We start from the raw sequence: 24,635 nt of genomic DNA, 5'->3' as shown, positions 1-24,635 counted from the left end.
AGCACCGTCAACTTTCGAGGACTTTTTTCTCAACCCGCATGCAGATCAATCCCTAAGGACCTCACCACCTGCACATCACATCGCTGCAATATCTGTCGAGCCCACGAGTATATGCCACTTTTCGGGCCGCGCAAGACTTCTCTCAACAGAATCGTCTTCAAGGCCTCCTTATATAGAAGCGCGCGCCTAGCCCTTGCTTATCCCTGTCTTGTGCCCCCTCCGATAATCCGTGCCACATGGCACTCATCACACTCCTCGACGCACAACTCGCGTTCGGTCACGTCCCGCTGCTCGATCATGCGGACTTCTCTCTTCTCGAATCGGAACGCATCGGCCTGATCGGCCGCAACGGCGCTGGCAAGTCGTCCATGCTCAAGATCCTGGGCGGTCTTGAAAAGACGGACGATGGCACCCTTCAGCTCCAGCAGAACCTCCGGGTGGCCTACGTGGCCCAGGAGCCGGCACTGGATATGGATGCGGACGTCTTCACAGCAGCCAGCCAGGGCCTGGGGCCCGTCATTGCCATTCGCGATCTCTATCTGTCTGGTGCGGATGGCCTGGACCTCGACGCCCTCCAGTCCCAGATCGAAGCCTTCGACGCCTGGAACTGGGAGCAGCGCGTCGAAGAAACGCTGCATCGCCTCCACCTCGACCGCAACGCCCGCGTCGGCTCCCTCTCTGGCGGTACCCGCAAGCGTGTCGCCCTGGCCCAAGCCCTGGTGGCCGCCCCGGACGTCCTTCTATTGGACGAGCCCACCAACCACCTGGACCTGGACTCCATCGAGTGGCTCGAACAACTGCTGATCGACTTCAAGGGCAGCGTCGTCACCATCACCCATGACCGCAGCTTCCTGAACCGCGTCGCCACCCGCATCGTGGAGCTGGACCGGGGCAAGCTGAGTTCCTACCCCGGCAATTTCGAGCAGTACCTTGTACAGAAGGAAGAGCAGCTCGCCCAGGAAGCCGTGATCAGTGCCAAGGCCGACAAGCTGCTGGCCCAGGAAGAAATCTGGATCCGCAAGGGCGTCGAGGCCCGCCGCACCCGCAGCCAGAGCCGCATCACCCGCCTGCAGGAACTGCGCGCCAGCCGCGCCTCCCGTCGGGAAGTGCAAGGCAGCGTCAATATGGACGTGGCCTCCGGCCAGTCCAGCGGCAAGATCGTGGCTGAACTCACCGAGGCCACCAAGTCCTTCGGCGAGAAGACCGTCATCCGCAACTTCACCGGCACCATCCTGCGCGGCGACAAGGTCGGCCTGCTCGGCCCCAACGGCGCTGGCAAGACCACCCTGCTCAAGCTGATCCTGGGCGAGCTCGAACCCGACAGCGGCAAGATCCGCCGCGGCACCAACCTGCAGGTGGCGTATTTCGACCAGATGCGCGACAAGCTCGACCTCGACGCCACGCTCGAAGACTTCATCAGCCCCGGCAGCGAGTGGATCGAGATCGGCAGCCAGCGCAAGCACGTCAAGAGCTACCTGTCCGACTTCCTGTTCTCCCCCGCGCGCGCCAACTCCCCCGTGCGCTCGCTCAGCGGCGGCGAGCGCAACCGCCTGCTGCTCGCCCGCCTGTTCGCCCGCCCCGCCAACGTGCTGGTGCTCGACGAGCCGACCAACGACCTGGATATCGACACCCTGGAACTGCTCGAAAACCTGCTGCAGGACTACGACGGCACCGTGTTCCTCGTGAGCCACGACCGGACTTTCCTCGACAACGTGGTCACCAGCACCATCGCCTTCGAGGGCAACGGCCACTGGCGCGAGTACGAAGGCAGCGTGCAGGACTGGCTGACCCAGTCCAAGCGGGCCCGCGAGATCGCCGAGCAGCGCCAGGCCGCCGCGCCCGCCGCAGCACCAGCCCCCGCGCCTGCAGCGCCCAGCGCCGAACCCGCCGCCCGCGCAAACGCGCCCCGCAAGAAGCTCTCATATAAAGAGCAGCGCGAACTGGACGGCCTCCCCGCCCAGATCGAAGCCCTCGAAACCGAGCAGAAGCGCATCACCGAGATGCTCGAACTCGACGGCGGCGCCATCTACGCCAGCGACGCCTCGCGCGCCACCGAGCTGGCCGAGCGCCACGCCAAGATCGACGACGAACTGCTCGCCGCCCTCGAACGGCAGGAAGAACTGAGCACCGCGCGTTAACGCCCGCCCCGGTCGTCCGCCCGTCCGACGCGCGGCGGGCGCCGACTAGGCTATACATGCGGCTCATCCCTCCAAGCTCCGGGAAAGCTGCATGCCCTCATTCCACGCGTTCTTTCGCCGCACCGCCGCCCTTCTCGCGATCGCGATCCTGGGCGCCTGCGCGCAACTGCCGCAGAACGTCGACCGCCCGGTTTCCACCGCGCTGGCCTCGCCCGACGGCACCGCCCTGGCCACGCTGGTCCAGGAGCGCCGGCAGGCCGACAAGGCGCGCTACGAATCCGGCTTCCTGCTGCTCGGCGGACCGCAAGCCGCCTACGGCAGCCGGCTCGCACTGATCGAGAACGCGCAGAAAACGCTCGACCTGCAGTACTACGCCATCCACGCCGACGCCAGCACCGGCCGGCTGGTGCGCAGCCTGCGGACCGCCGCCGAGCGCGGCGTGCGCGTGCGTGTGCTGCTCGACGACTTCCACAGCACCGGCCGCGACGCGCTGGTGCTCGGCCTGGCCTTCATCCCGAACATCGAGATGCGGCTGTTCAATCCGCTGGCGGGTTCGCGCGACTCCACCTTCAGCCGCCTCTTCAATTCGATCGGCGACGCCTCGCGCATCCAGCAGCGCATGCACAACAAGCTGTTCCTGGCCGACAACGTGCTCGGCGTCGCCGGCGGCCGCAACCTGGGCGACGCCTACTTCGGCAACGCGACCACCGGCAACTTCATCGACGTGGACGTGCTGGCGGCCGGCCCGATCGTGCAGGACCTCTCGCGCAGCTTCGACAGCTACTGGAACAACGAACGCGCCTACCCCGTGCAGTCGCTGGTCACGCGCGAGGAGCTGCAAGAAATTCGCGAAGACGCGAAGAAGGCCGACCAGGAACTGGCCGACGAAGCCGCCCGGCTGCAAGCCTCGGAAGGAACGCCCGCGCAGCCCGGCGGCGAGCCTCCGCCCGACGTGCCGCCCACCGCGGCGCAGCGCTCGCGCGCCTGGGACGAAAAGGCGCTCGACCTGCGCACCGCCCAGTTCGTCTGGGCGCCCGCCGTGATGCTGGCCGACAAGCCCGGCAAGATCGCGGCCGACTCGGGCCCCGAGGCAGCAAAGGCCCCCGGCCTCGTGGTCAGCCGCCCGGACGACAAGGCCGCCGCCTCACGCGGGGCTGCGGCGCTCACGGCGGCATCGACCCTCGCGGCCAACGGCGACACCGTGGTCGAAGGCCTGCTGCAGCTCATCGGCCAGGCGCGCTCCGACCTCTTGATCATCTCGCCCTACTTCGTGCCGGGCCGGGACATGACGCAGGCCTTCGCCGCCGCCCGCGCCAAGGGCGTGCGCATCCGGGTGCTGACCAACTCGCTGGCCTCGAACGACGCGCCGGCCGCCCACGTCGGCTACGCGCGCCACCGCGAGGAACTGCTGAAGATGGGCCTCGAACTCTACGAACTGCGCAGCGAGCAGGCCAGCTTCGGCACCGTCTTCGGCGGATCGAGCGGTGGCGGCAGCAACGCCACGGGCGAATCGCGCGCGATGCTGCACTCCAAGGTGCTCGTGCTCGACAACCGGTTGCTGGTGGTCGGCTCGATGAACCTCGATCTGCGCTCGCAACTGCAGAACACCGAGATCGCGCTGCTCATCCGCAGCGACGAACTCTCGCAACTGGCCTCGGCGCAGATCGAACGCGGCCTGCGCGAGCGGACCTGGCACGTCGAGCTGGTGAACGGCTCGCTGATCTGGCGCGCGCCCCAAGGCAGCGGCCTGAAGGACACGACCACCGAGCCCGACACCGGCGCCGGGCTGCGGCTGATGCTCAAGCTCTTCGGGCCGCTGGCACCAGACCAGTTGCTTTGACCGTGCTCAGTGCTTGTGCTGATGCATTGAGCCGGCCGCATCGGCGCCTTCGGGCGCACCCACCGGCAGCGTCACGTCGAGCGCGGTCTTCACGCCCTTGGCGTCTTCGAATTTGAGCGTCATCGGCACGGTCGCGCCCTTCGCCAGCGCGCCCTTCAGGTCCATCATCATCACGTGATAGCCACCCGGCTTGAGCTCGACGGTCTGGCCCGCGGGCAGGTCGAGGCCGCCGGTCAGCTCGCGCATCTTCATGGTGTCGCCTTCCATCTTCATCTCGTGCACTTCGGCGATGCCGGCGGCCGGGGTGGAAATGCTCACCAGCTTCGTGCCGGTGGGCGCGGTCAGCTTCATGAAGGCGCCGGTGCCGCTCTGGCCCGGCACCGACTGGCGCACCCAGCCGTCGCGCACGTCGACCGTGGCCACGCCCTGCGCCACCACCTCGACCTTGGCGGCCGGGCTCTTCAAGCCGGCGGTCGAGTTGCCCGATGCGGGCACCTCGGCCCAGTCGACGCTGCCCACGTCGCAGGTCTGCAGCACCTTGAACCACAGCGGGCCCGGCGTGCCTGGCACCTTGCCGCGCAGCACGAACTCGGCGCGCTCGCTGCCGGGCAGCGCGTTCTGCGCCGTCTCGGCAGTCCAGCGCACCTCGCCGTCGCCCTTGCCTTTTTGCACGTCGAGCTTCCAGCCCTTGCGTTCCTGGGCGTCGCTCAGCACGAAGCCCTTGGGCAGGCGCACGGCCAGCCCGGTGGTGGCCTTGGCGCCTTCGCAGGCGTGGCCGACGCGGAAGGCCGCGTTGTAGTCGCTGCCGACCGTGGCACCGCCCGGCGGCAAGGTGACGTGAGCGGATGCGGCCGTGACGCCTGCCAGCATGGCGTATGCCGCGGCGGTTCTGAGAGCGATGCGCGGATGGATCATGGAAAGCTCCTTGAAGAATCGGGTGAGTGAAGAAGAAAAAAACAGGAAAAGCAGGAAGACGAGAAAAGCTCAAAGGTCGAACTTGAGTTCGGCCACGTAGGTGCGCTGCGGGTACGGGTGGAAGGCCCAGTACTTGTTGTTGTTCAGGTTGTCGATGCCCACGGCCGCGCTCCACTGCCGGTCGATCCGGTAGCGTATGCGCGCGTCGACCACGAAGAACTTCGAGAAGCCCATGTACGCGGCGCCATTGGGGTCGCTGTTGTCGAGCGTGCCGTACTGCTTGCCGCTGTAGCGCGCGCCGACGGTGTAGCTCCAGTTGGCGTCGGGCCGGTAGGTGGCGAGCAGCGCGGCGCGCACCTTGGGCACGCGCGGCTGCTGCTGGCCGACGCTGGCCGGAAAGCCGCTGTTGGCGGTGATCTTCGAGTTGGCCAGCGTGAGGCTGCCGCTCAGGTCGAGCCCCTGGATGCCGACATCGACCGCGTTCAGCGCCACCTCGAGCCCGCGCGTGCGGATGGCGTCGACGTTCTGCACCGTGCTCACCAGGTTGGTCAGCGCCTGGGTGTAGAGCGCGTCCTTCGTGTTTTCGAAGAACAGCGTGGTGCGCAGCACGCCGTCGAGCCCCCAGCCCTTGAGGTCGCGCTCGGCGCTCAGCTCGGTGGTCCACGAGCGCTCGGGGCGCAGGTTCGGGTTGGTGTTGACGATCTGGTTGCCGCTGATCGAGCCCTGGTACAGCTCGCTCACCGTCGGCATGCGCACCGCGCGGCCGGTCGATGCCTTGAAGAGCCAGGCCGGCGTGGCCTGCCACGCGATGGCGGCCTTGGGCGAGTCGTAGCTGTTCTTGCGCGGCGTGAAGTTCAGCAGCGATGTCGCATTGCCGAGCTGGCCGCCGTAGGCCTCCCAGCGCTCGTGGCGCAGGCCCAGCGTGGTCTTCCAGTCGGGGGCGAAGCGCCAGGTGTCCTGCACATAGAGCGACTGCAGCCGCGTGTTGCCGTTGAACGCCGAGAACGGCGACACCATCGGGCCGCCGATCCAGTCGAGCGTGTTGCCGACGCTGGTGCGCAACCGCGCCGTGTCCTGCTGGAAGCCGAAGTCGACCACGTGCGCGCCCACGCCTTCGGCCGAACCGGTGGGCCGCCAGGTGCCGGCCGCCTTGAAGGTGTTCCAGCCTGAGCCGCCCATGTCGGTGGTGCGGCCCGGACCGCCGTTGAAGGCGCCGGGCAGCGGCGTGGTCGGCGTGCGCGAGGTGTCGCTCGAGTAGTCGAACAGGCTCGCGGCCACTTCCCAGTCGAACACGCCGCCCGTGTGGCTCTTCACCGAGAGGCCATGCATGTAGTGCGTGAGCGCGGTCTCGGTCGGCGCCAGCGCGGCGCTCGGCGTGTCGAGGTTGTAGCTGCGCCCGCCGATGTTCACCAACCCGCCGTACACCGGCTGCCCGAGGGCGTTGCGCAGGTAGGTGTCGACGCTGCCGTGCGTGGTGTTGTTCCAGGCGCCCAGCGTGTAGGTGGCGCGCACGGTCGGCGAGAAGTCGTACGCCACCTTGAGCTTGGCCTGCTCCTGCGTGGTGTCGTAGATAGTGGCGCCGCCCACCAGCCACCACGGCTGGTTCGACGGATTCAGCCCGAGCACCGCGCCTGTCACCGGCGTGCCGGCACTGCCAACCGTGCCGGCGCTCACGAGGCGGTTGCCGAACACCAGCGCCTGCCCCTTGCTCTGGGTGCGCGAGGCACTGAGCCACCACGACCAGTCGCCGCTGCGGCTGCCCAGCGACAGGTCGAGCTGCTGGCCGGCGGGCGACGAATGGCTGTTGTACAGGTCGAAGTTCGACGCAAAGCCGCTGAGCTTGACGTGCGCCTCGAACTGCGTGGGCATGCGCGTCACGTAGTCGACCACCGCGCCCACCGAGTTGCCCGGGTACGCGGCCGAGAACGGCCCGTAGAGCACGTCGACCCGTTCGATTTCTTCCGGCGACACCATGCCCCAGCGCGGCGCGTAGGTGGCACCGTTGCCCAGCGGGTTCGACAGCATGATGCCGTCGGCATAGACCATCGAGCGCGCGCTATTGCCCGTGCCCGAGGCGCGGGTGGCGAGCACCGCATGGTTGAAGTCGCCGATGTAGCGCTTGCGCACGACCAGGCTCGGCAGGTACTTGAGCGCGTCTTCGCTGTCGGTGGCGTTGACGGTTTCCACGATCTGGTCGTGCGTCACGCCTTCGATGGTGGTCGGTATCTGCGCCGGCAGCGAGGTCGGACGGCCGCCGCTCACGGTCACGGTGCTCAGGGCGCGGCCGCTGCCGCCGGCTTCAGGCGGGTCGGCCGCCTGCTGCTGCTGTGCCAACGCGGGCGCGCCCAGGGGAAATGCCAAGGCGATCGCCAGGGCGCGGGAATGTTTTTTCACTGGAAACCTGCTCCACGAACTTCAAGCCAAACGGGCCGCAAGCGACCGTTGGCCGACCGCATGCAGCGATGGTTTTGAAAGTCAGGAGAAGGTCGGGGGCCCGCGCGCCGGCAGCGGTGCGGCAGTGGCCGCGGCAAGGCGCGCGGCGGGAATCGGCTGGACCACGCGGCCCAGCGGCAAGGGAAGATCGAAAGAAGCGACCGCCACGACCGGCGGCGGTGCGCCGGTCAACGCGCACAACGGGCAGTCCATGTGCGAGGCGCCCATCTCGCGCGCGCCGTCGTCGGTATGCACCACCACCTTGATGGAGCCTGCGCCGGCGCACACCAGCTCCATGGCCTGCGGGTGCACCAACGGAGACGCCACCGCCACGCCCAGCGACAGCACGAACCACAACAGCACCCAGCGGCCGATCTGGCCGAGGAGGCGGGTGGGGTGGCGCAGCGCGTGCATGGCGGTCGCGATTATCTGCGCACTTTGACCTTGGCGGCCGTTGTGTGCGCGGCCGGGCGGGCGCTGGCCGCACCGCGTGGCGCGGCCTTGGCCGGTGCTTTGGCCCCGCCCTTCTGGGCCGGGGCGGCCTTCGTCGACTTGGCGCCCTTGCCGCCCTTGGCAACGGCTGCACCCTTCTGGCCCCGCTGGCCCTTGACGGCCTTGCCGCCGCGCGCGGACCTCGGGCCCGGCGACGGCGCCGCCAGCGCCGGCATCGGCTGCGCCGTCTGCGCCTGCGCGTCGGTCAGCACCGGCGTCACGGTGAAGCCGCGCGCGGCCATCAGCGTGGGCAGGCCCTGCGGGCCGATCATGTGCAGCGCACCGACGGCGGCGAACACGCTCTTGCCACCCGCATGCAGCCGCTCGATGCCGTCGGCCAGGCCGGGGTTGCGGTCGTCCAGCAGGCGCTTCATGAGGCGCTGCTCGGCCGGCGTGTTCAGGCAGTCGCACCACTCGGCGTAGCGGGTGAGCCTGGCCGCGTCGCTGCGCGCCCAGACGTCGGCCAGCTCCTTCATCTGCCCGCGCAGCTTGCCCGATTCGAGCTCGTCGAGCGCCGCATCGACCTGCTCGGCCTCTTCTGCTTCGGTCCCGCCGGTCAGCACCTTCAACTGCTCCGCCGCACTTTCGAGCGCGACGATGGGCTTGTTGCTGTTGCGCGCGGAAACCGCCAGCGTCTCGTCGACGCCGAACTCCGGATACAGCCCGTCGGCGCGCGCCACCAGCCCGGCCAGCGCCGTCACCTGCAGGATCGGCGGCAACTTCGACAACGTGCCCGGTGGCACGCAGGCCTCGCTCGTCTGGCGCTCCAGCCGGCGTGCGCGCTCGCCGCTGAGCACGCGCGCGAGCAGGTCGGGGTCGGCCGGCTGCGACATGGTCTTTGCCGTGGCCTCGTCGCGCGAGTCCAGCTCCAGCGCGAGCGTGTCGCTCTGCGCCAGCGCCTTCTGGATGGTCGGGCCGGGGCGCACCCAGTCGCCACGGCCGATATGGATGGTTCCGTACAGCCAGGAGATGCGGCCGTCTTTTTCGATGCGCCACAGCATGCCGCGGTCGATGCCGTTGCGCAGGCCCATGCCGGGCTTTTCGAGGCTGGCGATGGCCGAGGGCGGGCAGGCGGCGTGGGCCGCGAATGTAAAGACGCAGCAGGCGCCGGCCAGCAACTGGCGTGGCAGGCGGGACAGGCGCGGCGCGTTCTGCACGAGGCGCGTCGGCGCCGTGAAATCAAGGCCGCGCAACCACGCCTGCATGTCGATGCCGCGCATCCGCGCGGCGAGGCTTCGGAGTATCCGCAAGGCTTGCTCCAAGATGAAAGAAAGTCCGGCATTCTCACAGCACCGCTGCCCATAATCCGAAACCATGCAGAGCATCTTCCATCTTGCCTTCCACGTTCGCGATCTGGACGGCGCCCGCCGGTTCTATGGCGGCGTCCTCGGTTGCGCCGAGGGCCGCAGCACCGACACCTGGGTCGATTTCGACTTTTTCGGCCACCAGATCTCCCTTCACCTCGGCGAGCCCTTCGCCACCGCGCGCACCGGCCGCGTCGGCGACGTGATGGTGCCGATGCCGCACTTCGGCCTCGCGCTGGCCCTGCCCGACTGGCAGGCGCTGGCCGGACGCCTCGAAGCCGCCCACACCGACTTCGTGCTGAAGCCCCAGGTGCGCTTCGAAGGCCAGCCCGGTGAGCAGTGGACGATGTTCTTCTGCGACCCCTTCGGCAATCCGATCGAGGTCAAGGGCTTCCGGTCGCTCGACACGCTCTACGATAAGTGAGCCAGCGCCGGGCCGCCCCAATCAGGCTCGCGGCCCCCTCGAGGCGCCGCGATGGCCCGACATGCCGGGCATGGAGGCGCGCATGAGCTACACCTTCGCATCGGCCACGGTCTTGCTGCTGCTCATCACCGATCCGCTGGGCAACATCCCCATCTTTGCCAATGCCCTGAAAGGCGTGGCGCCCGAGCGCCGCACCCGCGTGATCGTGCGCGAAGTGCTGATCGCCTTCGCGCTGCTGCTGGGCTTCATGTTCGTGGGCGACGGCTTCCTGCGGGTGATGGGGCTGTCGGGCCTGTCGCTGCAGATCGCCGGCGGCGTGGTGATGTTCCTGATCGCGTTGCGCATGATCTTTCCGCCCGAGCACGGCGCCGCGCCTTCCGCCACGCCGGCCGAAGAACCGCTGATCGTGCCGCTCGCCGTGCCCGCGCTGGCCGGCCCCTCGGCGCTGGCCACCGTGATGCTGCTGGTGTCGCAGGCGCCCGAGCGGCGGCTCGAATGGATCGCCGCGCTCAGCGTCACCATGGCGGTGTGCGCCGTGGTGCTGGTGCTGGCCGAACGCATCCAGCGGCTGGTCGGCGAACGGCTGGTGCAGGCCTTCGAGCGGCTCATGGGCCTGATCCTGGTGGCCGTGTCGGTCGAGATGATGATCCGCGGCGTCAAGCTGCTGGCCGCCGAAATGGGAAGGTAGTTCGCGCCATGCCCGTCCTTGCTGCTTTTCCGCGCCTGCTCCGGATCGGCCTTGCCGCACTCGTCCCCCTGCTCTGCGCCACGGCGGTCCATGCGCAGCAGGACTGCGAGTTCAACGGCCGCAGCGTCAACCCCGACAACGGCGCCAGCCTCGCGGGCAAGACCGGCCTGCTGCGCTGCAAGGACCGCGCAAGCGGCGAACTGCAGCGCGAAGCGCAGGTGCAGAACGGCGTGACCATGGGCCTCGTGCGCATCTACGAAAAGGGCCGGCTTGCGAAGGAGCACACGCTCAACGCCAAGGGCAACATGCAGGGCCGCGCCCGCGAGTTCTCGCCCACCGGCCGCGTGCTGCGCGACGCCACCTACGACGACGGCCAGGAGCGCGGGCTGGTGCGCAGCTACTACCCCACCGGCCAGTTGCGGCGCGCGATCTTCTACCCGGACACCGGCAGCGAGCGCGCCTCGGTCGAGTTCACCGAGCGCGGCCAGATGTCGGCCCTGCGCTGCGCCGACGCGCCAACGCTGGCACCCGTGGCCGACGACGCCAAGCTGTGCGGCTTCATGGGCACCCCGTCGCAGGTCGAGTTGTTCGACACGCGCGGCACGCTGCGCTCGCGGCTGTCGTTCCTGGCGGGCAAGCGGGTGCGCACGCAGAACCTCTACGACAACGGCAAGACCGCGCTGCTCGACGAAACCACCGGCAGCCAGCGCACCGAACAGAACTTCTCGTCCGAAGGCATCAAGCGCCGCGAGACGGTGTACCTGCTGGTCGAGCGCGCCACGATCCGCCAGCGCGAACAGGCCTTCTCCGAAAGAGGCACGCTGATGCGCGACCAGCGCTGGAACACCTCGGGCGAGCCGATGGCCGACGACAGCTACTACCTGAACGGCCAGCCGAGCAGCAAGGCGGTGTACAGCGGCAACGGCGACACGCGCACGGTCGAGGTCACGGAGTTCCACGACAACGGCCAGCGCGCCGCGCAGGGCAGCTACCAGGTCACCAGCCGCGGCCGGCAGATCCCTATCGGCACCCACCAGCGCTTCAGCGAAAAGGGCACGCTGCTGGCCGAGTCGAGCTTCGACGCCAAGGGCCGCGTGACGCGCGAGCGCGCCTGGGACGACAACGGCGACCTGCAGCGCGACGACGAAGTCTTCGAGGACGGCTCCCGAAAAGCGTTCACCCGGTAGGGTGAACGCCACGCCGGGCCGCCGGGCGCATCAGTCCAGCTTGATGCCGGCCTGCTTGATGATCGGGCCCCAGCGCTTCGACTCGGCGCGCGACAGCGCGGCGAACTGCGCCGGCGTGCCGGGCATCGCTTCCATGCCGAAGTCTTCGAAGCGCTTTTGCACGGTCGGCGTGCCGAAGGCCTTGTTCAGGTCGCCGTTGAGCTTGTTGACCACGGCGGGCGACAGGCCGGCCGGGCCCAGCAGCCCCTGGAACGCGAACACCTCGGTGTTGGGCACGCCCACTTCGGCCAGCGTCGGCACGTTGGGCAGCAGCTTGCTGCGCGCGCCCGAGCCGATGGCCAGCACGCGCACCTTGTTGCTCTGCATGATCGACAGGCCCGAAGCCAGGTCCAGGAACATGCAGGGCACCTGGCCGCCCATCACGTCGGCCATGGCGGGCGCCGCGCCACGGTACGGAATGTGGGTGATGAAGGTGCCGGTGCGGACCTTGAACATTTCCATCGCCAGGTGATGCGGCGAACCGTTGCCCGGCGAGGCGTAGTTGACCTTGCCCGGATTGGCCTTCACGTAGGCCAGGAACTCCTTGAAGTTCTTCGCCGGAAACTCCGGATGCACCACCAGCGCGAGCGGGAACTTGCCGATGGTGCCGATGTAGGTGAAGTCCTTTTCGGGGTTGAAGGGCAGCTTGCTGAACAGGTACTCGTTGAAGGCCAGCACCGCGTTGTCGGCCGAAAGAATCGTGTAGCCGTCGGGCTTGCTCTTGGCCACGATGTCGGCGCCGATGTTGGTCGAGGCGCCGGGGCGGTTGTCGACCACGATCTGCTGGCCCAGCGTCTGGCGCATGGATTCGGCCAGCACGCGCGCGATCACGTCGGTGCCGCCGCCCGCGGGGTACGGCACGACCCAGCGGATGAGCTGCGCGGGGTAGTCCTGTGCCTGGGCGAAGGGCGTGGCGGCCACGGCGGCGCCGGATGCGAGCGTGGCGAGAAGGGTACGGCGATCCATGGATCAGTCTCCAGTCGTTTGTAGTTCGGAAAATCAGAAAGCGGACAGCGATGGTACGGGCAGTGCGCGCAGTGCGTCGGCCAGCGCATCGCGGCAGCGCGCCTCGTCGCCGACCTGCTCGAACAGCAGCAGCGCGAGCCGCGCAAGAAAGAGCGATTCGCGCTCGGCACCCGCCTCGCTGATGGCGCGTGCGCATTCGGCGTACAGCCGGTCGCGGGCGTCGGGATTGAGCGATGTGGGGGTCGTCATGCGGAAAGCTCCTGTGAAGCGGTGGCGGCGCGTGCCAGCGCAGGTTGCAAGGCTCCGGCCGGCAGGCGGTGCCAGCGCGCGGCCACGTGGCCATCGGGGCGCAGCAGGTACACCGCGCCATCGCCCGCGCCCAGCGCATCGAAGACGGCGGGCGACGCCTGCGCATCGGCGCCATCGACGCCCAGGCCCGCGATGGTGCGAACCGCGAAGGGCAACGCGCCCTGCTTCGCCCGCGTGATGTCGGCGGCGGGCGGCGAGGCCAGCTCGGGCCGCAGCACCAGCAGCGTGAAGACCGGCGCGATCCAGTCGGTGAGATGGCCTTGCGCAAGCTGCTGCTCCGCCATCACCTCGCCCGGCAGCGGGCCGGCCGGCAACGCGTCGCCTTCGCTCGACAGGGCGGACTCCGCATAGCGCACCGCCTGCGTCTGGCGCGGGTTGATCAGTTGCGCAATGCCGCGGTGCGCTTCGGACAACGACAGCGCCGCCTCGCGCAGCAGGTCGAAGCCGCGCGACGGCGGCGACATGAACTCGGTGCTGCGCATCGCGTTCTCGGCGTTCACATGGAAGGCCGCGATGCGCTCCTGCGAGTACGAATCGAGCAGTGCCGCATCCGACACGCCGCGCGCCACCAGCGCCAGCTTCCATGCGAGGTTGTCCGCATCGTCGAAGCCCGAGTTGAGCCCGCGCACGCCGAAGATCGGCATCGCATGCGCCGCATTGCCCGCGAACACGACACGGCCGTGGCGGTAGCTGTCGAGCGTCATCGCGCCGGCGCGGTAGACCGAGGTCCACACCGTCTTCCACGGCAGATGGCCTTCGCCGATGGCGTCGAGGTGGCGTTGCACGAACTCGGCCACGGCCGGCGGCTGCAGCGCCTCTTCGGTGCTCTGGCCGGGGCGCAGCTGGTAGTCGATGCGCCAGATGTCGTCGGGCTGGCGGTGCATCAGCACGGTGGAGCCGGGGTTCCACGGCGGGTCGAACCACGCGCGGCGCTCGGTCGGATGGTCGCTGTGCAGCTCGATGTCGATGATCACGTAGCGGCCTTCGTAGCCCGTGCCTTCGAGCGCGAGCCCCAGCGCCTTGCGCACGAAGCTCTGGCCGCCGTCGCAGGCCGCGAGCCATTGGCCGTGCAGGCGGTAGCTGCCTTCGGCATTGCGCACGTCGAGCGTCACGCCGTCGTCGCCTTGCGCCAGGCCGGTGAGCTCGGTGCCCCAGCGGATATCGATGAGGCCCGGCGTCGCCTCGTTGCGGCGAAAGATTTCTTCGAGCAGGTAGTGCTCGGCGTAGTACTGCTCCAGGTTGATCATCGGCGGCAGTTTTTGCTGCGCGTCGTGCGGCATCTCGAAGCGGAACACCTCGGCCGTCTTGTAGAAGCTGCGCCCGCCGGTCCACGGCAGGCCCTTGGCCATGAAGGCCGGCAGCACGCCGAGCCGCGACATGATTTCAAGGCTGCGCCGCGAGATGCAGGCCGCGCGGCTGCCCACGCACACCGTATCGTCGGCCTCGAGGATCACGCAGCGCACGCCGTGGTTGGCCAGCCCCAGCGCGAGCGCCATGCCGACCGGCCCGCCGCCGGCGATCACGACCGGATGGCGGCCGGGCTCGATGCCGCCTTCTTCGAGCGGCGGTGTCCAGGGCTTGTAGCGCGTGTAGTGGAAGGCGCCGACCGAGGGCGGCAGTTCGGTGGTGTGCGCTGGCGGTGGCACGGGGCCGCTCGCGGCATCGGCGACAGCGGCAACGGTGGGGTTCGTCATGCAACGGGATTGTCCCGATGCGCCACGGTCTTCATCGTCATAACTTCGTACGAGGTACTTACCCTGACCCTTCGCTTTCTTGACGCATGAGACGCTGGCGCATCCACCCCACCACCGACGCCGCGCTGGCCGCTGCCGTGGTCGGCGATGTGCTGGCCGGCATCGGCACGCCGCACCTGGCCACGAGCTACCTGGCGGCCATGCACCGCGTGATGGCCGCAACGTTCTGCACCGTGTTCGTGGTCGACGCCACCGGCCGCATCGAGGCGGTGTCGGCCGCCAGCAGCTACGGCAGCACGGCCGAGCGCACCACCGAGCGCTACGTGGCGCAGCGCTTCGACCTGCTCGACCCCAACATGATCTGGCTGGCGGCCCGCAAGCTGCCCCGGCGCGCGCAGCTGTGGCTGGGCCACCAGCGCGCCGACGAGGTGGCCGACCCGGCCTACCGCGCCGCCTGCTATGGCGACGTCGGCATCCGCGAACGTGCCTCGGTGCTGCTGCTCACGCCCACCGGCCAGCGCGTGGCGGTGAGCTTCTACCGCAGCCTGGCGCAGCCCGAGTTCGGCGAGAGCGACTTCACGCTGATCGAGGCGCACGCCACGCTGCTGGCCGACGCCACGATGGCCCACGGCCGCAGCGCGGTCGTCGCGCGGGAAGCGAAAGCGCCGGCCCTGGCCTCGCGCCTTTTGACGCTGAGCCTGCGCGAACGCGAAGTCATCGGCCACCTGATGGCCGGCAAGACGGCGAAAGAAGCGGCGCGCGAGATCGGCGTCGAGCTGACCACCGTGCGCACCCACCAGTACCGCGCGTTCAGGCGGCTCGGCATACGCACGCAGAAAGAGCTGCTGCGCGGCGCCCAGCCGGGCTGAAACGCCGGGCTCAGTCTTCGGCGGCTTCCTCCGCCTCGGCGGCCGGCTTGACCAGCGACACGGGCGCCTCTTTCGGGCGGCCGCCGGTGGACACGATCTCCTGGTCGATTGCACCGAACAGCGAGCGGCCGTCCAGGCCCTTCATCTCGATGCGGATGGTGTCGCCGAACTTCATGAAGTCGGTGTAGGGCTGGCCGGTCTGGATGGTCTCGATGCAGCGCTTTTCGGCAATGCACGAGTAGCCCTTGGGCCAGTCCATCTGGCCGTCTTTCTTCTCGACGCCCTTGTTGCTCACGGTACCGCTGCCGACGATGCTGCCGGCGCGCACGTTGCGCGTCTTGGCGATGTGGGCGATGAGCTGGCCGAAGTGGAAGGTCATTTCGGGGCCGGCGTCGCACAGGCCGACCTTGCGGCCGTTCCAGCTGCTTTGCAGCGCCAGGTGCACGCGGCCGTCCTGCCAGGCCTCGCCGATCTCGTCGAGCGTGACGGCCACGGGGCTGAAGGCGGTGGCGGGCTTGCTCTGGAAGAAGCCGAAGCCCTTGGCCAGCTCGGCCGGGATCAGGTTGCGCAGGCTCACGTCGTTGGCCAGCATCACGAGGCGGATGCCGTCCAGCGCCTGGTCGGGCGTGGCGCCCATCTTCACGTCGCCGGTGATGACGGCGATCTCGGCCTCGAAGTCGATGCCCATGGCTTCGCTGGGCACGATCACGTCGTCGGTCGGGCCGAGGAAGTCGTCGCTGCCGCCCTGGTACATCAGCGGGTCGGTGTAGAAGCTCTCGGGCACTTCGGCGTTGCGCGCCTTGCGCACCAGCTCGACGTGGTTGATGTAGGCCGATCCATCGGCCCACTGGTAGGCGCGCGGCAGCGGGGCCATGCACAGCGAAGGGTCGAAGGGGAAGGCGTGGCGCGCGCGGCCGGTGTTGACGGCGTCGTACAGGTCCTGCAGCTGCGGGCTCATGAAGCCCCAGTCGTCCAGCACCTGCTGCATGCGGCTCGCGATGCCGGTGGCGTAGTGGGCGAGCGTGAGGTCGCGCGAGACAACGACGAGCTGGCCGTCGCGCGAGCCGTCCTTCAGGGTGGCGAGTTTCATGATGCGGAGCGTGAAGCGGTGCGTGGCGCGGAAGCGGCGCGAAGGCAGATCGCGATGCCGCTCCCACTTAAACTGGTTGAACGGGCGGCAGTGTACCGAGATGGTCTTCGTGAACCTCGGCACCCGGCCCCCACTCCACACACTGATGTCGACGCTCGTCGCCCCCACTTCGCTGCCTCCTGGCCTGCCTGGTCGTCCGTCCTGGCGGGTGCTGGCCGGGCTGACGCTGGCGGTGGCGCTGGTCCACGTGCTGGTGCTCGGGCTGGCGCCGACGACGGCCATGGGTCCGGAGCCGTCGCCGCTGGCGAACAAGTTCATCACCCGCACCATCGTGATTGCGCCGCCGGCCTCGGACAAGCCCGCGGCGCCGGCCGCCACCGCGCCGGTCGAAGCCAAGCCGCCGGCGGCAGTGAAGCCGAGGCGGCCCCGCGCGCCGTCGGTGCCCCGGCCGAAGCCGGTGCCGCCGCCCGAGGCGACCACGTCGGAACCGGACATTCCGACGACTCCGCCCCCGGAAACGCCCGACCTGACTGCACAAGCCGCTACCGATTCAGGAGCAAAACCGCCGGAAGCCGCCGCCAGCGCCCCCGCTGGTGCAGCAGCAGCGGCTGCGGGCGGCACCGGGGACAGTCCCCCGGGCGCCACGGCCGGTGCCGCCAACCCTGCGTCCGGCAACATCGTCGGCACCCAGTCGCTGCGCATACCGGGTTCGGTCACGCTCGATTTCACGGCCACCGGGCAGGACGGCGCCTCGCCGATGCAAGGCGTGTTCGGCGAGTTGGTCTGGCTGCAGGACGGCAGCCGCTACGACGCGCGGCTGACGCTCAAGCTGCTGTTCAGCACCATCCGTAGCCAGCACAGCACCGGCCGGATCGGCCCCTCGGGCATCGAGCCGGAGCGCTACTCCGAGAGCCGCAAGGCCGAGGTGGCCTCGCATTTCGTGCGCGACCAGGGGCAGGTGATCTTCAGCAACAACGCGCCCCCCGTGCCGCTGCTGGCGGGCGCGCAAGACCGGCTCAGCGTGATGATGCAGCTGGGCGGCCTGCTGGCCGGCGACCCGGGCCGCTACCCGGCGGGCAGCAAGATTTCGGTCCAGACGGTGGGGCCGCGCGATGCCGGCGTGTGGGTCTTCGTGGTCGGCGAAGAAGAAAAGCTCAGCCTGCCGGCCGGCGAATACACGGCCCGCAAGCTCACCCGCAGCCCCCGGCAGGAATTCGACAGCAAGCTGGAGCTTTGGCTGGCCCCGGGGTACGGCTACCTGCCGGTGCGGATCAAGCAGACCGAGCCCAACGGCAACTTCGCTGACGCCCAATTGCGCAAATCCCTACCCGAAGGGCTGGCGAATTGAGGCAAAAAGCTCATAAACCAGTTCCCGGAAGAGGCCTTACGACAACTGTTCTTGAAACTGGCGCGTTGATTGCTATCTAACCCTCATGAACGCCATCGACATCCTCACAGGGCCCGCCATGAACATGCTTTACGACTCGGAGTCCTTCGTCGTCGTGCACGTGCAGCCAAATGAAGGCGACGAGCCCGCGAAGCCCAATGTGCCGGCCTTGGAGCGCCACGGCTTCGAGATCGTGGACAAGCGCTCGGGCAAAGAGGTCTACCTCGACGGCTCCTGGGCCGAACTGTTCCAGCAGCAGATCGCCGCCTGGCAGCTCAACACGCCCACGCAGGAAGAAGTCGAGGACACGCTCGAAGGCTATGCCGAGCTGGCCCACACGCCGGTGCTGGTGCACTGAGCCGGCCCCGGCCGCTCGATCAGGCAAGCAGCAAAGCGCCCCACGGGGCGCTTTTTCTTTGGGCGCCGGAAAACGCCAGGGCACGGACACCGAAAAGCGCGATTGGATGGCACGACGAGCAGGCGCCGAGGGCATAGGATGGCGCGATGCCTTTCCTTCGACACTGGCCCGCGCGGGCCTCCCGACTCCTGTTCCCGATGCTTGCCGCCACCGCCTTCACGGGTTGCGCGGCGCTTTCCAGCGGCTCGACCGCGACACCCACACCCGGCGCCGATGCACCCGTCGCGCGCCGCATCGCCGCCCTGCTGCCGGCCGACGCCCTCCTGCTGGGCGAGCAGCACGATGCCCCAGAGCACCATGCGATGGAACGCGAAGCCGTGCAGGCGCTGGCCGAGCGCGGCCAGCTCGCCGCGCTGGCGCTGGAGATGGCCGAGGAAGGTCGCGGCACCGCCCACGTGGCCGCCAGCGCGAGCGAGGCCCAGGTGCAGGCCGCCCTCGACTGGAACGACAAGGCCTGGCCCTGGGCCAGCTACGGCCCCGCCGTGATGGCCGCCGTGCGCGCCGGCGTGCCCGTGATCGGCGCCAACCTGCAGCGCGCGCACATGAAGGACGCGATGGCCGACGTGTCGCTCGATGCGCAACTCAGCCGCGAGGCCTACGCCGCCCAGCAGAGCGCCGTGCGCGAGGGCCACTGCAAGATGCTCCCCGAATCGCAGATCGTCCCGATGACGCGCATCCAGGTCGGCCGCGACCGCGCGATGGCGCAGGCCATCGTCAAGGCCCGGCAGCCGGGCAAGACGGTGCTGCTGATCGCCGGTGCCGGCCACGTGGTGCGCACGCTCGGCGTGCCGCAGCACCTGCCGGACGACGTCAAGACCGTCACGGTGCGCATGCTGGCCGCGCCTTCCCTTGCCAACGTGGTGGCGGGCGAATACGACAGCATCTGGCAGACGCCGCCGCTGCCTGAAAAAGACTACTGCGCCGAGCTCAAGCGGCCGAATCGACCGAGCTGAGCTGGCGCAGCAGAGAAGCAAGCAGACAGGAACACAAGAAAAAAACAAGCCGGCTGCGGGCCCACGCCCGGCAGCCGGCCCTTGCGCTTTCTTTCCTCAGCGGCTGGCGATCGACGAGACCGCCGAGTTGCCCGTCGCCGACGCGGTGATCTGGTTGCCCGTCGTGCGCAGCGTGCTGTTGCCCACGCCACCCGACACACCCACGCCGAAGGTCACGTTGGTCACGCTCGCGGTGACCGCGCCGGTGTTGACCTGGTAGTTGCCGACCGCCGCGCTCGGCGCACCGGTGTTCAGCGCCGTCTGGGTCACGCGGTTGGTCGCGCTGTTGCCGTAGGCCTGCGCGGCCAGCGTGTTGCCCGTCACCCCGACCGTGCTGCCGGTGGTGCCCGGCAGGCTGGTCGCGTTCAGCGCCACCTGGTAGCTCGTGCCGACGCTCGAAGCCGTCACCGCGCCCGCGTTGTTCTGGCTGTTCAGGATGGCGGCGCTGGCCCCCGCGTTGAGCGCCAGCGGCGATGCGACCAGGCTGGCCGAGCCGGTGGCGGCGGCCGGGCCGTAGCCACTGCCGGCGCTCGACGTCAGCACGTTGGTGGCCGCATTGCCGCGTGCCAGCGCGGAGGTGGTGTTGCCGTCCAGGCTCACGCTGCTGCCGTTGAGCGGCGCCGCGCCCGACAGCCCCACGGTCGCGACCGTGCTGGCCGTTGCCGTCACGCCGGCCGTGCTGCCCTGCGTGTTGACGATGCCCACGCTGGCGCCCTGCACCGCATCGCTGGCCACCGACGCCGTGTTGGTGGCGCGGTTGGCCGCAGCCTCGGCCACGGTGCTGTTGCCCGAGATCGTGAGCGCGCCGCTGGCCAGGCCCGCGGTGCCCGGCACGAGGCGGTCGTCATTGGACAGCGAGGTGCTGGCCGTGCTGCTGACCGTCGACGCGGCGCTCTGGCGGTTCGACAGCAGGTGGTCGCCGGTGGCCACCACGTTGTCGGCACTGCCGGTTTCGCTCAGCGAGACCGCGCCCGTCGCACCCGGCGGCGTGGTGTTGGTCGCGCCGACGGCCAGCGTGTTGGTCACGTCGTTCATCACGCCGAGCGCCGTGTTGCTGTTGCCCGAGAGCCGGATCGACGATCCGCTGGAGGCCACCGGCGCGAACAGCGTCGATGCCGACGAGGCCGTCACCGCGGCCGTGCCCGACTGCGTCGATTGCAGCGCCGTGCGTGCCGGCACATTGGCGCCCGCCACGCTCACGCTGTTGAGCGCGGTGTTGCCCACGGCCCGTGCGCTCTGGCTGTTGTTCGAGACGCTCAGGGTCGCGTTCTCGATGGTCGACAGCGCTGCCGTGTGGATGCCCACGCTGCCCGTCACGGTGGACGACACCGCGCCGGTGCCCGTCTGCACGTTCGCCAGCGCATGGTCGGCCGTCACGAGCACGGCCGAGGCCGGTCCGGTGGCCACCGTCGCCGGTGCGGGGATGCCGCTGCTGGCCGTGCTGCCCTTGACGTCGATGCTGTTCGTTGCCGCGTTGCCGGTGGCCGCGCCGCCGACGCTGTTGTTGTCCAGCGTGACGCTGCTGTTCTTCAGCGCGGTGCTGCCCGTCAGCGTGAGCTCGGCCACGCTCTTGGCATTGCCGGTCACCGCTGCGCTGCTGTCCTGTGCGTTCAGCACCGCCGTCTTGGCCGCCTGCGTGGCACCGCCCGACAGCGACACCGCATTGGTCGCGCGGTTGGCCGTCGCTTCGGCGGCGGTGGTATTGCCCGTGATCGCGAACGCGCTGTTGACCACGCCCGTGCTGTTGACCGGCGCCACCGCGCGGTCTTCGTTGTAGAGCGCGGTGTCGGCGGTGCTGGTGGCCGAGGTCGTGGCCGACTGGCGATTCACGATCACCTGGTCGCCCACGGCGCCGGAAAGGCCGGGCACCAGCCCCTGCACCGCAACCGCCGGAATCGCCGAGCCCCCGCTCGTGCCGCCGACCACGGCGACCTTGTTGGCCACGTCGTTGACGACGCTCAGCGCCGAGTTGCTGTTGTTGGCGATGCGCACCGACGAATCCGACACCGACGCGGGCGCAAAGGCCTGCGTGAACGAGCGCGACTCCACCGCCGCAAGGCTCGCCTGCCCCGACTGCAGCGCGGAGCGCGCCGACACATCGGTGGCCGTCAGCGCGATGCTGTTGGTGGCCGTGTTGGCCACCGCCTTGGCGCTCTGCGTGTTGCCCGACACGCTCAGCGTCGCGCCCGAGATCACCGCGCCGGGCGCCGTGTCCACGCCGAAGGCCGCCGCCACCTTGGAAGAGATCGGCGCCGTGCCCGTCACCAGCTGGATGTTTGACAGCGCATGGTCGGCCACCGTGAGGGCCGTGCCCGGGACGCTGCCCGCGCCGCCCACCGGCAGGCCGTCGCCCACCGCGATGACGTTGCCCTTGACGGCAATGCCGTTGGTGGCCGCGTTGCCCGTGGCCGAGCCACCCACCGCGTTGCCGTCGACGGCAACCTGCGAGTTCGTGACGTTGCCGCCCAGCACCACCTGCACGCCGTCCTTGAGGCCGAGCGACGGGCCTTCCTGTCCGGTCAGCGAAGTGACCGACGCACTGGAAAGCTGCAGGTTCTGCACCGCGGTCGTGGTCGAGACGCCGACCGCGTCGATGCTCACGCCGTTGACCGCGCTGTTGCTGGTCGCGCCGGCCATGCTCGTGTTGTCGCTGGCCACCACCTTGGAGCCGCTGACGGCGCCGTCGATGCTGGTGCGCACCGTGGCCCCGCCACTGCGCTGCGCCGACACCGTGCCCTGGCCCGACTGCGCGTTCTGCACGCTGAATGCGGCATTGGTGCTCAGCACCCCGCCCACCAGCGTCGCGCCGGCAATCGTGGGGCCGGCGGTGTCGATGTTGTTGCCCGTCACCTTCACCGTGTTGCCGGTGGCGCGGCTGCCGTACGCGAGCGCTTCCGCCGTGTTGTCCGAACTCGACACCGAGGCCTTGTCCACCACCCCCGTGATCGCGGTCCGCACCGCCGTGCCGCCGGCGGCAATCGCCGAGATGACCGTGTTCTTGCCCGCCACGGCCTGCGTGCTGGTGACGTTGGCCACCGAGGCGCCCGCACCGTTCACGTTGTTCACGGCCAGCGCCAGGCCGCTGGCCGCGTCGTTGCCGTAGGCGGCCGCAACGAAGGCGTTGCGGTCGTTCGCCACGCTGCCCGACGTGAGGCCACCGTTGACGTTGACCGACAGCGTGTTGGGGCCGGTCGCGGAGGCATTGACGCCGGCCTGCACCGACTGGTCGTTCAGGATGCCGTAGGCCGCGCGCACGGTCGGCTGCGTTGCCGCCGCGTTGTCGAACGGCAGGCCGCTCGCGACATTCACCGTGACGGTCGAGGCGGCGCCAGCGCCGGGTGCCGCGGCCAGGTTGCCGGCGTTCACGCCCAGCGTGTTCGAGGCCGAGTTGCCGTAGCCGATGGCGCGCTGCAGGTTGTCGGTGAGCGCCACCGAGCCGCCCGACACGTCGCCGTTCACCGTGACCCGCGCTTCCGGATTGAACAGGCCCGCGCCCACGAAGGAGGCGTTGTCGCCCATCTGCACGCTCGCGATGCCCGCGCCGGTGCCCACCGAGTTGCCGTTCAGCGTGAGCGTGTTGGTGGCGCCGTTGCCGAGTGCCACGGCCTCCTGCCGGTTGCTGGCCAGCGCCAGGGTGCTGTTGGCAACGGGCGCGCCGCCACCGTTGGCCGTCAGCAGGATCTGCGAGCCGGGCGTGAGGCCGAAGGTGCCGTTGATGGCGCCGACCGAGCCGCCGTAGTTGCCCTGCAGGTTGGTCAGCGTGGCCCCGCCGGCGGCCGAGACACGCCCGTCGGAACTGGTGCCGCCGGTCAGCACGACGCCCGCGTTGCCCAGTGCCAGCGTGTTCGCATCGAGCAACAGGCTCTGGCTGATCTGGTTGCCCTGCGCGGTGGCGGCCGCACGGTTGTTCGAGACCGAGACCGAACTGCCGTTGGTCTGGCCCGCGCCCGGCAGCGCCTCGCCGGTCTGCGCCGCGATGACGGACGGATTCAGGAAGGCCGTGGCGTTCGCCCCCACGTTCGCCTGCTGGTTGGCCACCGCGCTGGTGCCGCTGAACGACGCCGCGTTCTGACTGCTGGCGATGGCGCTCGACGCCGTGTTGCCCGTGGCCGCCGCCGTGATGCTGTTGCCCGCGAGCGTGACGCTGCCGCCGTTGATCGACTGCACGCCCGCCCGGATCTGCGCACCCGTCGTCTCGCTGAGGGTATCGACGCCCAGGTTGCCCTGGCTGTTGGTGATGACCAGGTCGGCGTTGACGTTGCTGGTCACGCCGCCGCCGGCGTGGGTGCTGTTGTTGGCGGCCGTCGCGGGGGTGCCGTTGCCGGCCACGCTCACGCCGTCGATCGCGATGCGGTTGCCCGCCGTGCCGGCCGCGGCGCCGAGCGCCTCGTTGCCGGTGGCCGCGCTGGCGATCGAATTGCCCTGCACCGACAGCGAGCCCCGCAGCACGTTGGAGCCGCCCGGCGCGGCGCTGACGACGCCCGAGATCGTCGAGCCGGTGTTGGTCGCGCTGTGCGTCGCCGCAAGAATGCCGTTGCCGTTCACCTGCAGGTTCGACACCACCGCCGAGCCCGCGAACGACGGCGCGCCGCCCGCCAGGATCTCGGCCGCGTTCGATGCGCTGTTTCCCTTCAGCACCGCGGAGATCGAGTTGCGCTCCAGGGCTGCCGCCGTGGTCAGCGCGATGCCCGTGTTCGTCGTCAGCTGCAGGTCGATCATGTTGCCCTGCACCAGCGCGCTCGAACTCTTGCCGGTGGCCGACTGCAGCGTCGTCACCACCAGGTTGCCCTTCGCGTCGAACAGCGGTGCGCCCGCCGGGTAGGTCAGCACCGAGGTGCCGGTGACCGGTGCCGCGCTGGCCGAGGCCGTGCCCGACACCTTCGAGCTGCCGCTGTTGAGCGTGGTCGCGGCCGAGATCGTGTTGTCCGCATTGACCACGCTGCCGGTCTGCAAAGTGCTGGATTCGAGCACCAGCTTGCTGTTGGAGACCGTGCTGGAGATCACGCCGGTGTTGGTCGACACGCCGAGCGAGGCCGCGTCGCTCACGGGCGTGGCCGGCAGCGTGCCGATGGTGTTCGAGAAGGCGTCGCCGGTGGCGGAGGCCCCGATCAGGTTGCCGGTGGTGCCGACGCTCACCGGGTTCGGATTGATCGGCGTACCGGTGGCCGTGGTGCCGCCGGTGACGTTGTTGATCGTCGCGGTGACGTTGCCGGAATTCGGCTGGCCCGTGTTCTGCACCGCGGCGCCGTTGGCCGTGCCGTTGTAGGCCGGGCCGACCGCCGTGACCGAGGTCTCGGCCGCGTGCGCCCCACCGGTGGCGATCAATGCCATCGCCACGGCCGCGCCGATGCTGCTGAGGCTGAACATGGGCGCGCTTGCGGCCCGGCTTTGGATCTTGCGTGCTTTCATGGCGTGACTCCTCGGATGTTGGAAACGGTCGGGTCGGGTCT

General features: G+C 69.4%; 18 protein-coding genes. 9 read left to right on the top strand and 9 right to left on the bottom strand.

Annotated features, from left to right (window positions below; all coding sequences use genetic code 11):
- Window positions 1–236 precede the first annotated feature (236 nt).
- Window positions 237–2,138: an ATP-binding cassette domain-containing protein gene (locus ACGLHS_RS31120; protein WP_394485660.1), complete on the top strand. Its 1,902-nt coding sequence runs from the start codon at window positions 237–239 to the stop codon at window positions 2,136–2,138.
- A 91-nt stretch (window positions 2,139–2,229) separates the two neighbouring features.
- Window positions 2,230–3,978: a phospholipase D family protein gene (locus ACGLHS_RS31115; protein ID WP_394485659.1), complete on the top strand. Its 1,749-nt coding sequence runs from the start codon at window positions 2,230–2,232 to the stop codon at window positions 3,976–3,978.
- A 6-nt stretch (window positions 3,979–3,984) separates the two neighbouring features.
- Here the strand turns inward: ACGLHS_RS31115 and ACGLHS_RS31110 are convergent, their stop codons facing one another.
- From ACGLHS_RS31110 to ACGLHS_RS31095, 4 genes are all read right to left on the bottom strand, one after another.
- Window positions 3,985–4,893, bottom strand: coding sequence for a copper chaperone PCu(A)C (locus ACGLHS_RS31110; RefSeq protein ID WP_394485657.1), 909 nt, complete (start codon window positions 4,891–4,893; stop codon window positions 3,985–3,987).
- Window positions 4,894–4,962: 69 nt separating this feature from the next.
- On the bottom strand, window positions 4,963–7,254 hold the full coding sequence (locus ACGLHS_RS31105) for a TonB-dependent receptor (protein ID WP_394485656.1): 2,292 nt from the start codon (window positions 7,252–7,254) through the stop codon (window positions 4,963–4,965).
- A 114-nt stretch (window positions 7,255–7,368) separates the two neighbouring features.
- Complete coding sequence (locus ACGLHS_RS31100; RefSeq protein ID WP_093247170.1) at window positions 7,369–7,740, bottom strand: DUF2946 family protein; 372 nt, start codon at window positions 7,738–7,740, stop codon at window positions 7,369–7,371.
- Window positions 7,741–7,751: 11 nt separating this feature from the next.
- On the bottom strand, window positions 7,752–9,068 hold the full coding sequence (locus ACGLHS_RS31095) for a TraB/GumN family protein (protein WP_394485655.1): 1,317 nt from the start codon (window positions 9,066–9,068) through the stop codon (window positions 7,752–7,754).
- A 64-nt stretch (window positions 9,069–9,132) separates the two neighbouring features.
- On the opposite strand from ACGLHS_RS31095, the gene ACGLHS_RS31090 reads away from it, so the two are divergent.
- From ACGLHS_RS31090 to ACGLHS_RS31080, 3 genes are all read left to right on the top strand, one after another.
- Window positions 9,133–9,546 (top strand): VOC family protein, encoded by a 414-nt coding sequence (locus ACGLHS_RS31090; protein WP_093247172.1) that lies wholly within the window; start codon window positions 9,133–9,135, stop codon window positions 9,544–9,546.
- Window positions 9,547–9,628: 82 nt separating this feature from the next.
- Window positions 9,629–10,234 (top strand): MarC family protein, encoded by a 606-nt coding sequence (locus ACGLHS_RS31085; protein ID WP_394485654.1) that lies wholly within the window; start codon window positions 9,629–9,631, stop codon window positions 10,232–10,234.
- An 8-nt stretch (window positions 10,235–10,242) separates the two neighbouring features.
- A complete protein-coding gene (locus ACGLHS_RS31080) occupies window positions 10,243–11,421 on the top strand; it encodes a toxin-antitoxin system YwqK family antitoxin (RefSeq protein ID WP_394485653.1) in 1,179 nt (392 codons plus the stop codon).
- 30 nt (window positions 11,422–11,451) lie between these two features.
- On the opposite strand, the gene ACGLHS_RS31075 is transcribed toward ACGLHS_RS31080, so the two are convergent.
- The 3 genes from ACGLHS_RS31075 to ACGLHS_RS31065 are packed head-to-tail and all read right to left on the bottom strand — an operon-like array spanning window position 11,452 to window position 14,429.
- Window positions 11,452–12,426 (bottom strand): Bug family tripartite tricarboxylate transporter substrate binding protein, encoded by a 975-nt coding sequence (locus ACGLHS_RS31075; RefSeq protein ID WP_394485652.1) that lies wholly within the window; start codon window positions 12,424–12,426, stop codon window positions 11,452–11,454.
- Window positions 12,427–12,459: 33 nt separating this feature from the next.
- Window positions 12,460–12,675, bottom strand: a complete 216-nt coding sequence (locus ACGLHS_RS31070) for a hypothetical protein (protein WP_394485651.1) — start codon at window positions 12,673–12,675, stop codon at window positions 12,460–12,462.
- Entirely contained in the window at window positions 12,672–14,429 is a 1,758-nt protein-coding gene (locus tag ACGLHS_RS31065) for an FAD-dependent monooxygenase (protein WP_394485650.1), read from the bottom strand. The genes ACGLHS_RS31070 and ACGLHS_RS31065 overlap by 4 nt, the downstream gene beginning before the upstream one ends.
- An 86-nt stretch (window positions 14,430–14,515) precedes the next feature.
- Here ACGLHS_RS31065 and ACGLHS_RS31060 point away from each other — a divergent pair, with 86 nt between their 5' ends.
- A complete protein-coding gene (locus ACGLHS_RS31060; RefSeq protein ID WP_394485649.1) occupies window positions 14,516–15,298 on the top strand; it encodes a LuxR C-terminal-related transcriptional regulator in 783 nt (260 codons plus the stop codon).
- Window positions 15,299–15,308: 10 nt separating this feature from the next.
- Here ACGLHS_RS31060 and ACGLHS_RS31055 read toward each other — a convergent pair whose 3' ends face one another.
- Complete coding sequence (locus ACGLHS_RS31055) at window positions 15,309–16,388, bottom strand: fumarylacetoacetate hydrolase family protein (protein WP_394485648.1); 1,080 nt, start codon at window positions 16,386–16,388, stop codon at window positions 15,309–15,311.
- A 145-nt stretch (window positions 16,389–16,533) separates the two neighbouring features.
- Between ACGLHS_RS31055 and ACGLHS_RS31050 the strand changes: the two genes are divergently transcribed.
- The 3 genes from ACGLHS_RS31050 (at window position 16,534) to ACGLHS_RS31040 (ending at window position 19,146) form a co-directional block, all read left to right on the top strand.
- Window positions 16,534–17,736 carry a DUF3108 domain-containing protein gene (locus tag ACGLHS_RS31050; protein ID WP_394485647.1) on the top strand — a complete coding sequence of 401 codons (1,203 nt, stop codon included), beginning with the start codon at window positions 16,534–16,536 and terminating at the stop codon, window positions 17,734–17,736.
- A gap of 118 nt (window positions 17,737–17,854) precedes the next feature.
- Entirely contained in the window at window positions 17,855–18,133 is a 279-nt protein-coding gene (locus ACGLHS_RS31045; protein WP_176801284.1) for a DUF3567 domain-containing protein, read from the top strand.
- A gap of 197 nt (window positions 18,134–18,330) precedes the next feature.
- Entirely contained in the window at window positions 18,331–19,146 is an 816-nt protein-coding gene (locus tag ACGLHS_RS31040; protein WP_394485646.1) for a ChaN family lipoprotein, read from the top strand.
- 96 nt (window positions 19,147–19,242) lie between these two features.
- Here the strand turns inward: ACGLHS_RS31040 and ACGLHS_RS31035 are convergent, their stop codons facing one another.
- Window positions 19,243–24,594 (bottom strand): beta strand repeat-containing protein, encoded by a 5,352-nt coding sequence (locus tag ACGLHS_RS31035; protein ID WP_394485645.1) that lies wholly within the window; start codon window positions 24,592–24,594, stop codon window positions 19,243–19,245.
- Window positions 24,595–24,635: the final 41 nt, after the last annotated feature.

The sequence above is a fragment of the Variovorax sp. VaC1 genome (assembly GCF_043658315.1).
Classification (GTDB): Bacteria; Pseudomonadota; Gammaproteobacteria; order Burkholderiales; family Burkholderiaceae_C; genus Variovorax.
The sequence above is the reverse complement of the archived record's forward strand: the minus strand, read 5'-3'. Positions and strand labels throughout refer to the sequence as shown.